This window comes from Xenorhabdus japonica, assembly GCF_900115195.1.
In the GTDB taxonomy this organism is placed as follows: domain Bacteria; phylum Pseudomonadota; class Gammaproteobacteria; order Enterobacterales; family Enterobacteriaceae; genus Xenorhabdus; species Xenorhabdus japonica.
Window position 1 is genome coordinate 54,425 of record NZ_FOVO01000006.1, and the last position, 14,461, is coordinate 68,885.

Here is a 14,461-nt window from a genome sequence, read left to right on the forward strand (position 1 = left end):
ACAACACCTTGAATGCATCAACTAAATCCCTTACCCTTTAATAGAGTAGTTCATTATCTCCACCACATTATCAAGTAGTTTTGGCGTACATGCTGATATCAGACTGCCACCAAACATCACTTTTTCCCGATCGCCATATATAATGGTTAAAAAAATGGCCCACCATAGTGAGCCATTTTTCATTAATAAAAAGATCTAATTAAAAACCCTTCCAGCTATCAACCCAGTTTGGATTTCCCATTCGTTGTATCCGACCAGGCGGTTACAATGGCTGATTTCTTTTGGCTATCAAGCGAATCAATAAAGCCACTGTCTCCCATATTAGGCGCGAATCCACTCATGGCCTGTACCAAAGAGTCTACTGCATTGGCAGAGAGTGCCGTATACTCACGCTCGCCTTGCGTATCTTTATCTCCCCTTTGGGTGATGATATCCGCACGATTACCATTGAAGTAATTATTGAAGGTTACTGTTCCCATAGCTTCAAACTGCCCCTGTGCAGAGCTGTCTTTGACATTGCGGTGAGTCAACAGCACCAAATCGTAACCGCTGCGTTGGAACCACAGGTTTTTCCAGTTGATGTCGTTGAAAATAATTTTGTCACCTTGCTTGATATCTTCAACCACGTTGTCGATGACATCACCGCTGACCACAAAGCTATTCACACCCGTGCCGCCCTTGAAGCTGTTTTGATATCCACCCAGTACCAGCAGATCATCACCATCACCGCCGTTAATCTGGCTGAATTTCGATACCACATCAGCAATCAGATGGTCGTCACCTGTGCCACCATTGATTACAGCGTGATAACCCATCAGTTTGATGGAATTGTTGCCCGCATTGCCATCGATCCGGTTATAGTTGCCGAATACTGTAGCAAAATCGTTGCCTTTTCCTAAATCAACCTGATTGTTATTGCCGATGGTCACAACGTAATCCTGATCTTCTCCGGCATCAATGCGATTGAAGTTACCGGAAGCCACGATATAGTCACGTCCCTTACCGCCGTCGATCACCCCGCCTTCACTAAAGGCAAAGACCTGATCATCACCGTCTCCCATGTAAGCGTAGTTAATGCGTCCGGCCAATACACCAACATCGTTGCCTGCACCGCCAAACATCATGTTTTCACGTCCCATCATAACGCCTACATCCTTACCTTCACCGCCTGTGAAGATATTCGAGGTTCCTACAGAGTAGAAGACGTCATCACCACGGCCACCCCAGAAGTTGTTGTTATCTCCCAGATAAGCGCCGAGATCTTTACCATCACCACCCCAGTTAAAGTTGTAGTTACCGAGGGAGATATTGATATCACCATCACCTTGCAGATGACCGCTGTTACGCAGGAAATCGAAGGTTTTATCCTGCATGTTCAACAAATCAGCCGTCAGGTTCTTTTTCAGATTAGTGACCAGCGATTTCATCTCGGCCTGCTTATCCTGATTGAACAGCGTTGCAAACAGGTTTGGCAGGTTCAGGGAAGTCAACCCAACGGGACGATCTGCCTGTGCATCTGCTGCTTCCGGTGCTGGCTTACCTTCTTGTGCGGGTTCACCCTCTTTAGTAATGGTTACATGCTCTTCTTGTTCTTGCTTTTCATCAGGTGCTTTTGCTTTCAGACCATGACTTTCAGCAAAAGATTTCACACCATCTTTCCCCATATTCAAGCCGGCTTTCAAACCATCGAGCAATTTCTCCGGATCAGCGAAAGCTTTCAGTTGATCACCACTGAATTCACCAATGATTTCCAGCATGTCACGCAGAATGGCAACGCCATCAACAGATTGACCTGAGCGGGAAACAATACCGCCTTGCGGGGTATAATCCACGCCAAAGATATCCGCCAGAGTAGTATCTGCACCAACATCGGCAAGGTTACCCAACAGTTTATTTTTGATCTGACGTGGCAGATCCGTCGGACTAAAGGTAAACGTGGTTTTTGCCATGCCCGTTGAGGTATATTCCTGCGTCATCAAACCAAACAACGAGCCCAAATTGGTATCCAGAATCGACTGGATATTGTCACCGAACATAACGTTCCAGTTACCTGCCGTTACCTGAATATCAGCACCCTGCCCACCAACGGCAAAGTTGAAGGCCAGTTTTTCATTCTCTTGACGGAATTTATCTGCCCGACTGATTTTACCCATTTCAGGAGTATTGCCATTTCCACCCAACCACTGGTTATATCGCTTGTTCAGTGTAGTTTCGAGATCACTTTTCAGGCCACGGCTGCTACGTTCATTTTGAGAATCGAGATCAGTCAGGGTCTTATAGTCCACACTACTGGTCAAATCGAGACCGGACAGATCACTGACATATTTCTTCGCACTTTCCAATGTCCACTGCTGGTCTTGTGTCGTCAGCCAATCTGGTGAGTTAAACGATCCTGCAATGTTTTGCAATACGCCAGAAATACGGGCTGCGCCATCAAATGGGTTAACCAGAGGTGGGGTTGGAATGGATTTATCCAACATGACGAGCAGATCGTTACTACGTCCCATGTTAAAACTGATGTTACGGTTGCCTACAAACAGTTGCGCCCCTTCCAACGCCTGATAACCCGCAATATCAACACTGTGTTTGCTGTTACCATCGCCAATGTGAACCATCACATTGTTATCACCAAAGGCCATGGACTTAAAGCCGCCTGTACCGACCTTGATACCTACATTGGTCGTTCCCCAGTTAATGACCGTAAACTCACCATTACCAGCTTGTACCTGAATATTGCCGGAATAACTCAATTGGTTATTTGATGACTCCGCTGGAATTGCAGGTTTATTGTCATCTTTTGCATGGTCAGGTTTTTCATGATTAGCTTTTGGTGCATGGAATGTTTCTGTATTGTCCGCAATAGCGCCTTGCGCTTTTGCATCAACACCAGTCTGACCTACGCGGGACAAGCTGATGTCATTTTCAGAAATACCGCGACGGATTCGATCCGTGTGGCTTTCTACTTCACCTTTATCATTCCACCCTAATACGATCTTGTTATCCGTGAGCTTGTGAACCCACTGTTCCCGCGCATCTTTCGTATATTTGCGGCCAATGCTGTCTACCGCAACTTCACTACTGCGCGCCGATACTGTGGTATGGATACCCTGCTTATCCAGTGCCGAAATAAAGCTGTGGGCAAAACCATTTCGGTTGTCATCGCCTATCAAAGAACAACCCACGAGGCTGATATGGTCTGGTGTGCCGGCCTGTTGGAAATCAGTACGGAACTGTTTCAGTTTCAGGGCCAGTTCATCTGCACTGTAACCGCTCATGCGCGTATGATTCTGCGCGGACTCTTCACGTCCATGCCCAACAATCTGCCAGCGTAATTTGCCGGACTGCGATTTATCAGACTGTAATTTATCGGACAATATAGCCGGATCGCCATATACCACGCGATATTGACCGTTGGCATCAAGCTGAACAATCACGCTGGAATCAGGGTGCTTGCTCGCCAGATTTGCGGCGGCTTTAGCAACAACCGGGTCATTTTCCGTCTGGATAATGATCTGACCGCTAAAGCGGCTGTCGCTATTTTCAGGCTGTGGTTTGACATCAACATTGACCCAAGAGTCAACATCCTGGTTATTCACGTGAATACGGCTTTCCGGCGAGTTATCACCTAATGGTTTTTTCTCACCATTAGGTGCCTCAATCTCAGTCGGTTTCTTGATTGGGGTATCATCAAATACCGGCAATTCTAACATGTCTCGCATGGTGATTTTATCAGCCGCTCTTGGACGATAAGTTGCCAAAACCTCACCATCAATGACTGCTACACGCTCGAAAACGCTCTCCCCTGCTGCATTCTTCGGCAACCTGTAGCTTTGTGCCATATTTAGATCGGATTCACCGAAGAAACGGGTCACGTAAGCACCAAACTTCTCCGCTGACGAGAATTCAACAATTCCCACATTTGGATCATAGAAACCATAAGCGCGACTCTCACCACTGCCTTTCGCCCACGCCGCCATTGCATGGTCTGGTCCATCCAGTTCAAGCAACACGGGTTTACCTTCTGTATTGCCAGCGGCAATTCTCTGGATAACGCCATCTACTGTCAGTGCATTCGCATCTTCCAGTTTCTCTTTCCACACTTTGATAAATGTGTCTGCCATCGGGTTCTTGGCATGGAGTGCAGCTAAAGAGCCCAACAGCTTATCTGCGTTGGCGCGCTCAGTTGCAGAATACAGATCTGGATTGCTGAATACGGCTGCCGCGGAATACATTTTTTCCAGCAATTGACGGGCAATACCATCCTGACCATCATTTTCAAGTTGTTTTGCTACCAGAACCAGTTTCGACAATGGATCACAACGTCCACCAAAACCATCATTTGACAGATTCAACAATAACAACTGTGGTGCCAGTTGTTCGCTTGCCTTAGTATCAGCAATGCCCGTTGAAGCAATATCTCGGAACAAGCGATTGTATTTCTCAGCTTTTGGCTGGAAGATGACTTTTAAGGCGCGGCTTTCAATTTCCCAGGCCAAAGCCCCTTTTTGTTCTGGACTCCAGTTACCTTTAACCAGCAAATCTACCAATTGCTTGATATTCATGTTTGGACGGAAGCCATCCACCACCTGCCCTGCATGACCCTGCTTGTAGCCCGCCAAAAAATCCTCCGTTGTGCGAATATCTTTCGGTTTCTTACCTGGGCTGGATGGCTGTGGTTTCAGTGCTTCGTCGTAGCGTTTCAGGTCGCTCTTGATGCCTTTGAGTACTTCTGATTCATCAGACTGAGGTTTCATATCAAACGAATCAGTCGCACTCTGCCCTGCATTTGGTTGTTTGGTAATATTCTCCGCTGACGCTTTGAGTGTGAATTTACCATTTTCCGAATTAGCAACGACTTTATCGATATTCGACTGCACAAGGTTAGCCGCCTGCCTGAAATTGTTACTTTCAACCTCAACCAGAACTTTCTCACCTTTCTTCGTTGTCACTTCTAACGTCACGGCATCGTTACCATAATCAACCACTCGTCCCGTGACATTTGAACCCAGCTTAAAGGCCTTACCCTGCTCTTTCAGTGCACGCAATACGTACTGTTGTTCACCTGCACGCGCCTTTTGCCAGACTCCGTCATAACGAGTAATGGCACTGTCTTCAAACGTATTGTAGTTAACATAGAAACTTTGATTTGCCTCCATGCTGGCTTCATATTTATAGCCAAGCTTGGATTGATAACCCGTTATCATTCCCTTATGGAAAGAGTCCATAAAGTGTTCGAAGTCTTTATAGTTATCAAATGACTTGATACCAAAGTTAGGATCATAGAATGACCAAACAGTTTGATTTTCCTCTTTATGCACAACAACAGCCATTGCATGATCTTCAGACATAAAGGACATATATGTCGTCTTATCCACATTACGCAGCTGCTCCATAACAGACTCATAGCCAGCAATATCATTGCTCAAAGAACGATCGATTCTATCTCCCGTCAGACCATTGGCTTTCAGCTTGCCACCATAAGCTTTATTGGCTTTATCGCGGTCTGAATAGGACATATTTTGAGTTCGGCTATACTGCATTGATAGCAGATCTTGAATTGCCGGGCCGATATGTTGGCGGTGATACTGATTAAGCAAAGAAGATTCAATTGAATTGATATCACTCTTTTTATTCAAGCTGTTGTCATTGTAGGCTTTAACCGCATCCGTCAACCACGACAGATACTCTTTACCCCCACCCAGCCCATGTACCCGCTCTTCCATCAAATAACGGGCGGACAAGGCGAAACAAACACCTTCCAGAAACTCTTTTGACTCCACGTGATTTCCATTAGTCAGGAGTACATTGCCAATTTCCGGTACCAATTTCTTAAGATTATTTAGCAGAGACTCTCCCTGAGTGAAATGGAATGAGTATTTATCCAACTCTTTTCCACCTGATTTCACATCAAACAGGGTATAAACTATTTTTTCCAACAAGCCTGCCTTCACGCTACCATTTTCACGCTTAGGTTCGGAAAGTGTTGAGACAATCAGATCGGCGTATTGGCTTATCAACCCACTGTCTTCATGGCCATAGAAGGTCTGTTCACCCGATACCTGATAACCTGCCACAACCAGCTTGGCACGCAGTTTTTCCCCTTCTTTGCCCAATCCTTCATTATCGGTCAATAGCATGATTGGCGTCTGTTTCGAGATGCCTTGCAGATTTTTCTCCAACGAGAACTGACCATTAACAAATTTAGCCAGCCCCGCCGTGATCCCCGCAGGGTTTGGTACTTCATGGGCGGTAATCGCTTTGGTCATGCTTGGCATTGGCCTGTCAAGCAACAAACCCGAAACTGGCTGTCCGTTGCGCTCTGCATAACGGGCAAGATCCGCCGCTACGGCCCCACCCATGGAATAGCCATGGATAATAATATTCTCAGGCTTGATGCCACGGTCATTAACCAAATAGCTGAACATGGTACGGGCATCCTGATAAAGCCCTTTTTCGCTAGGATTACCATCACTGGAGCCGTAACCCCGCATGTTCACCGCCAACATATCCACACCCTGTTTTTGGTAATGATTTTGGATAATGCTGGTTTGCTCTTCCGCAGATGAACCGGAACCGTGAATGAAAAGTACAACTTTTTTCGCTGGACTATGTTCACCCTGATCTTTTTGAGCACCACTATGGTAATAACCCGTTAGACGCCCGGCTTCACCCTGTAGTGTGATCTTATTCGCTGCACCTTTGGCGACAGCCGCATCCAATATTATTTGGGTGTGATTATCAATGTTACGGCGATCTTCTCTGGAGCCATAAAGCTCATCGTTCAGGAAACGAGTCACTGGATTGAACGGTTCTCTGTCACGTGGTGGCGTACCATCATTATTAATGGCAACTTTTTCACCACTTCTCACCGTAAATTCCGTCAGTACCAGTGATTCTTCCAGACGGACACTCACTTGTGATAACAAATTTTGTAGCGCAGGAACTCGTTTTGAATCTGGATGCCCTTTCAAATAACTTTCAACCTGATGAAACAGATCGGTTAATTTTTCCACTGTTTCAAAATCATAATCCTTGCTGTTTTGCAAAGTATTTTGGTAGTTACTGAGGGCATCTAACACATTCCGATAGCTGTCACCAAGGATCTTACCTTTAACGTAAGCGGCTTCCCGTAGCTCCCCTACAGACATCAAATCGGTTTTCGGTTTATAGCTCCAGCTACCGTCGATTTTTTCCGCAATAATACGAGTACGCCCATGATCGTGGGAAACAATACGATCTTTCACCAGATGCAACTCATCAGGCAGTTGGTCGTAATTGTGATAGTTGGCGAGAATAAAACGCTCAATAGATTTAATTTGAGCTGAATCTTCTGGGTTTTCCATAATAATAGTTTTGAAACTATCACTGTTACTACCCGGCCACGGACGAACTTCAAAGCCTTTAGTATCAGATGCACGTACCAGCAAATTGCGTTCTGTACGCAAGCCATAGAATGGCAATGCTTGACTCAGTAGGTTGTCAATGGCACTGGTTTTAATATCCAGATCAATCAATGTATCCGGCCTATATTTATCGGGATTCAATGCCAGCAATCTTTCCTGCTCTGCAAGACCGAGTGAATCAAAACGTGCTTTTACAGAAACACCCGCTTCCGTCAATCTGCGTCCAATGGATTCAGGTGACACACCTTGATACTCTTTGGCCGCTTTATCCAGCAGGCGAATTTCCCCTACCAAGCCTTCACGCTGCAATTGACGCAATACAGGTAATTCAACATTCCAGAAGTAGTTTCCAAGACGCAGACCCCCTTCCGCAATGACATACACATCATCACGTGATCCGGTTGCATAGAGGGAACTCCAGAATCCGGTATTGCTGCGTGCAGAAGCGATAATGGCCGATTGCTGGACTTCCTGTTCCATAATACGAGAATCGAGGGTTTCATAACTCCACTGCATCAGCACTCTGTTCAGAGCAATAGCAAAATCGTTACCTTTTACATCAATATCGTAAACTACCTTCTTGCCATCAGTCTGTATTGCATCAAGAATGTTACGGGATCGCTCAAGGCCTTTAGGACCTTTGCCAGACCAAAATGAAACAATACTCTTATCACCATGCACAGGTTCGAAGCTATAACCATAGCTTTCCAGTCTTGAGACGAATTCAGCGCGCTTATCCCAGTCGTAATCAATTGTGGCATCAACAAAGAGTCTTACCAGTGCAGTGAACTGCTCTTTCGGTATACTCGTATCCCTTACCTTTTGAAATAGTTTTTCCAGTGAAGCAAGCTGGTTTTTCGATAGACTAGTATCCTCTAACTTTGGATCAATGATAAAAGCTACCATTTCCTGTCTGAGGTTATCCGGAATATCTGCATCTACACGCTCAAATTTTGGCACAGGAATATATTTTTCAGTGGCAAGATCATTATCACTATCCAACCAGCGATAAATATCAGCTACTTTCTGTGCTCTGATGGCAGCGGAAGATTCGGTTTCAGAAGTATTTACCGATGCTTGTTGAATATGTTCTTCACCCAGTGCTTTCAGTCCACTAAGATCCAGTCCCGAAATTTTCGGGGTGTTCCTGACCCATTCCGTTACGACATTAGCGGGCTGACTAACAGGTTGATTGACTGGCGTTTCGGTATGTACAGATGTCGGCGTAGAACTGCCAGACACGTTCTTATTTCTAGTGCGTATCCCCGCATTGATCTGCAAACGATTCAATGCCTTTTTGGCATCGCTCAGTTCATCCAGATCTTCATCCAGAGATTGTAATTCTTTACTGAATTTACCATCAGCCTGAACAGTCGATTCAGGATTGATGTGACTCTTGGATTTTTCTGCTTGTTCAATGTCTTCAGAGTCGTTGGATTTATAAACGTTACCTGACAGACGACCACTACCCGTTACTCCTGTGCGAGTCGGCTTATAATTGCCATCAAGTTTTGAGTCTTTAGCATTCTTTTGCACTTGCTCGGTCTTATTGTCTGCCGCGGATACTTCATTCTGACCGTGCTGTTCCGCCTTCTGCGAGGCTGATTTGCCATCGTGTTCTGCCTGTCTAGCCCTTAGCTCACGGTCAAGGGCTTCTTTATCCCTGTTTTTGTATTGAATAAACGCTTCTTCAACATCCTGCTCGGCATGTTGATGATTTTGCTCAGCCTTCAATACACCTACTTCTGATTTGGCAACAGCATCTTTGATATCACCCAAACGTCCAGCCGCTGCTTTTTGTGAATTATTTAGCTGGTTTTGCGCAATTTCGCTAGCGTTGTTCAATTCGGTCTGAACACTTCCCAATAATCCATCAGCAAACTGATCACGCCATTGCTGACCGGATTCCCCATGATATGTAGCATGGCTGTCCAGTGCTTCCAGACCCTTGGCTTTCGCCATCAGATCATCTGTCACCTCTTGGGCTTCATCCTTGATCGCATCGCGTTGTTTCTCTCCATTGGCGTTCAGGGCATCCAAATCCGTGGTTTCCAACTGTTTCTGTGTGCCAGAAACGGCTGCCAGTTGTTTATCTCTTTCCTGCTCTAAACGCTGACGATCAGCTTCCGCTTTTTCCTTATCCTGCAAGGCGTTATGGGCGGCTTTGTCCTTCTGCACATGTTCAGTAATGGCGTTATCTGACATATGAGATGATGAAGTTGCAGAAACGTTATCCAGAATATAACCCAAGCCATCATTCGAGCCGATTCCAGAAAATTGCAGTCGGTTTTTGCCCGCTTTGGCGGTTAAAGTCAATGTTTTGTTTTGCCACTCACTTTTGCCATTGGCGTCCACATAAAAAACCTTATCATTCCACCACACTTCCAGCCCTTTATCGGCCGAGCGGCCAGCACGCCTTGCAAAATCGAATTTGACGGTAATTTCTTCGCCCGCTGTCAAATTCTGGATATTCTGCCAGATAAGCGTTTTTCCGTTAACATCAAACCCACTGACACGATCGCCATGCCCTTCAACACTGAAGCCATATGCCTTAGCTGAATGCTCGACTTCAATGTCATTGATGTATTCCCATCCCTTGGCACCTTGTTCAAAATCACCATTGACGATCAAGTTGCGTAACTGATTTGGATCCAGGCGTTTTTCATTGCCGAGTGTATTCTCGATATTACTAGTATCCGGGGTATCAACGCCTGTTACAGAACCTTTCAGGCTGTCCTTCAAGTCAGAAGTGACTTCATCCATTTCTGTCAGCTTAAAGCCATTCAGAGAGGAAACTTCCGGCAGATCAATGGATCCGCGTCCTTTATGGGTTCCCGATGTATTGGCCTCATCACCATTCACCAGATAATTGATGCCCTGACTACCCGCACTGCCAAGCACTGTCTGCTTGATATTATCGAACAACGCATTCAGTTTATTACTCTGGGTATTGCTTTCCGCCACTGCAAGGCTATAGAAATCACCGTTACCCACCTGAATTGCCACGTTGTTGCGAGCATAAGAGGCGTTGATATTCAAGCCATCACCCACACGGATATTGGCATTGCCCTTGCCTTTCATGACTGAAACATTCAGGCCGTCACCCACACGGGTATTAACGTTGAATTTGCCCCAAGCCACATTGACGGAAACACCATCACCCACTTTGGTGTTGATATTCTGGTCACCATGAGCAGCCGTCACGCTAAGACCATTACCCACAGTGGTCGTGATATTGCCCTTGCCTTTAGCGGCTGTGACCTGCATGCCATCACCCACTTTGGTGACAACATTGCCCTGACTCCATAAGGCATTGAAGCTATCCCCATCACCGATTTGAGTCACAAGATTGGCTTCGCCCTTGGCGAGTACGACATTGCGACCTTTGCCCACTTTGGTAATTACGTTGGCTTTACCCCAAGCACCTGTGTAGTCATCACCATCTCCGACATGGGTCACGATGTTGGCTTGCCCTTGAACGACGGTAACTTCCTGACCATCGCCAACTTTGGTAATGATATTCGCATCACCTTTAGCAAAGTTATAACGTTCACCTTTACCAACATGGGTCATAATATTGGCTGTGCCCCAAGCCACATTGATGCCCAATCCACCACCGACTTTGGTGATGATATTAGCTTTACCTTTCGCAAGCCCGACCGTAGTACCGTTACCAACATGAGTCATGATATTGCCGATTTTGGAAATCAGCAGACCGACTGTGGTTCCATCACCTACTTTGGTCAGAATATTGCCTTCGCCAGCCAACAAGGCCGCTGTAGTACCATTGCCGACATGGGTCACCACATTGGCTTTAGAAGCCGCCACAACTCCCATGAAATCATTACCGACTTTCGTCACGATATTGGCTTTGCCTAATGCCAGTACACCCGTCAGGCCATCACCAACATGGGTCATAATATTGGCTTCGCCAAACATGGCAGACAATGTTGTGCCATCACCCACTTTCGTCATGATGTTGGCTTTACCTACAAACAAACCAATGCTGGTACCGTTTCCGACATGGGTATAAATGTTGGCTTCACCCACCATCAGTGCCGCTGTCAGATCATCACCCACTTTGGTCAACACGTTTGCACCGCCAATCATGGCCGCAAAAGTGGAACCATCACCAATCTGGGTAAAGACGTTGCCTTTGCCAATCATGGCAGACAGTGCATCACCATTACCAACTTTGGTCGCAATATTGCCTTTGGCGATCATCAAGGCAACACTCTTGCCATCACCAATGTGTGTGTATACGTTGCCGAGCGCCAGCATCAATGCCAATGCATCGCCATTGCCGACTTTGGTAAAGACATTACCAGCTCCACCCATCAGCGCCCAGGCATTTCCTTCACCAACATGAGTGAAAATATTGCCCACACCGATCATGGCCGCAATCGTTGTGCCATCACCAACTTTGGTGAAGATATTACCTGCCGCAGCCATTACTCCCAGTGTTTGCCCATTGCCTACATGGGTCAAAATGTTGCCGAGGCCCAACATGATGCCGGTGGTATCGCCATTGCCGACTTTGGTCAGAATATTCGTACCACCCAGCATAACGCCGGTGGTTTTGCCATTGCCGACATGGGTCAGGACGTTGGATCCACCGCCCATGACAGACAGAAGGTCGCCTTTGCCCTTTTTCGTCAGGACATTTGTACCACCCAGTGCGATTACCGACGTATTTGAAGAACGAGTATTTGAAGAGTCGACATTGGAAGCATCAGTATTATTGCTGATATGGCTAATGATATTGGCACCGCCAAACATAGCTGATTCCAGATCACCTTCACCGATTTTGGTCAGAACGTTTGCGCCACCTACAAGAATGGAGGAAACGTCACCATTCCCTACTTGAGTCAGGACATTGGCTCCACCAACACCAGACCACAATGCGTCACCGTTGCCAATCTGGGTATGGGTATTGAAACCACCGCCCATAGCGATTCGGCTATCACCATTGCCTTTATGAATAGAGATATTACCTACGGCCAAAAGATGGGCAAGATAGCGGCCATCGCCAACGCGAACCAGTACGTTTGCCGCTCCGCCAGCATTGACCTCCATATCACCACGTAGCCCCTGATGAAGCAGTACGTTGGCAATACCGGCACCATTGAACTTAAGATTGCCTTCTTTGCCTTTTTTGATGATGACGTTCGCACCACCAGCACCGTCGAATTCGGTGCTACCAAACTCAGAGCTATGTTCAATCACATTTGCAATGCCGGCACCTTTAAAACTGACATTACCACGGGTGACATTGGATTTGATGATATTGCCACCACCTGCACCTGCATAATGAATATCACCGGAACTGTCACCGCTGACAGCTGCCGATTTGAACAGATCAAGCTCACTGTATTCATGCATATCAGGCACACGACTGGCAGTTGTGCGCACAGTATTAACGCTGTAATGAATATCACTCAGCGAGTAGCCCCCGGTTTCCATAGCGTGATAACCGTTAGCAACAGAGATATTTTCATTTTCCAGATTTTTTGTATGGTTACCTGTTTTATACCAAGGACGGGCGATATATTGCAGCACTCCTGTTTCTGGATCGTTCCTTAGCTCAACCACCACGACCTTGGTATATCCGTCATGTTGCCTACCATAAACATAGGTGTTTGACATCCGGTTGTATTTCACAGCCTTTACATCAATGGTGGTTCCATCGCGGTAAATGGCATGACCGCCCATTTTGGCATCAGACAAGGTGATATCTGCCGCGTCAATCTGGATATCACCGCCATAATTCACCCATTTGTTTTCTGTCAGTTTTTCCTCAACTGCATAAACCATTACCTGTTTCCGTTGTTCAACAGACAGGTTTGACAATGTGTAAGCGCCATCCTCATCAATAGGATTAAAGTCACCGTTAGTAGAAATATCTTGCTTTTCCAGCCCCTTGAGATGCTTCCCTATTTTAAACCAAGCTGTCGAGTAGTATCTCAGTTTGCCAGTTGCAGGATCATTGCTGAGTTGAACTTTGTTGATTTTAGTGTGGGTACCATCCTCAAATGCAAACAGGTAAGTATTCGGCTCCCGTGTGTATTTAATCCCCATGACCTGATGGGAAGCGCCAATCCACGTACCGCTCATAGTTGCATTTGTCAGCACAACCTCTTCGGCCTTGGCATATTCCATTCCTTCGCTGCCGAAGTCATTGGCTGCGCCCTTGCGGGTAATCTCGTTATAGCTACCCATGCCAGAGAACTGGATATTACCACGTGCCACATCAGAATAAAGTTTGTTATAACCGCCAGCGCCTTCGAACTTAATATCGCCATGAGTTTCGGAATAAACATCATCCATCTGACGAATACGTTCAATAAGGTTAAAAGCACCAGCCCCCTGCAAGGAGACATTACCAATTTTTCCCTGACGGACAATATGGTTAGCGAGCCCCGCCCCTTTAAAGTCAATATTGCCACTCTCAATCCGTGAGCTGATAATATTTGCCGCACCAACACCGTCAAAGGTTACGTTGCCGCGGGAGCCTTGATAACGGTTGAACCATGTACGGTCAATATTGTTTCCGCCACCGGCCCCTTTATAAGAGAAATTGCCCTGATTGGTTTCATGCCAGATTTCATTATACGCTCCGGCACCATCAAAGCTAACATCACCCTGCAAGCCTTTGCGGGTGATACTGTTATATCCAGCAGCCCCAGAATAAATGATGCCACTTTCTTCACCGGTATGATTAATTTTCACTCCACCGGCGACCCCTTCAAATTTTATCTGCCCACTCTGTGTCTTATTGATTGAAGTGTAACCACTTCCCCCTTTTACCGTCAAATCGCCGCATGTATCATTGACTTTCAGATACCCGGTAGCACCTACAACAGTGTCGTTACCCCAGGTTGTATTGACGATCGCACTAATAGAGCCGACGACGATATAGTCATTTCCGCCATAAGCGTTGATGACTCCACCAACACCGATAGCATGTATTGTGTTTCCTTCGTCGTCATCTTCATATTTACCGGTAAATAAATATGCTGTACTCCGGTTGGATGATTTTCCCATAAAATAATCCTGGT

General features: G+C 46.2%; 1 protein-coding gene. It reads right to left on the reverse strand.

All coding sequences use genetic code 11. From position 1 onward, the window contains the following. Positions 1-218 precede the first annotated feature (218 nt). Positions 219-14,447: an MARTX multifunctional-autoprocessing repeats-in-toxin holotoxin RtxA gene (gene rtxA / locus BM135_RS17285; RefSeq protein WP_092518055.1), complete on the reverse strand. Its 14,229-nt coding sequence runs from the start codon at positions 14,445-14,447 to the stop codon at positions 219-221. Between the last annotated feature and the right edge of the window lie 14 nt (positions 14,448-14,461).

What these genes read in the sequence shown, in the direction of transcription:
- rtxA (WP_092518055.1), bottom strand. Translation starts at nt 14,447, where the DNA reads ATGGGAAAATCATCCAACCGGAGTACAGCATATTTATTTACCGGTAAA.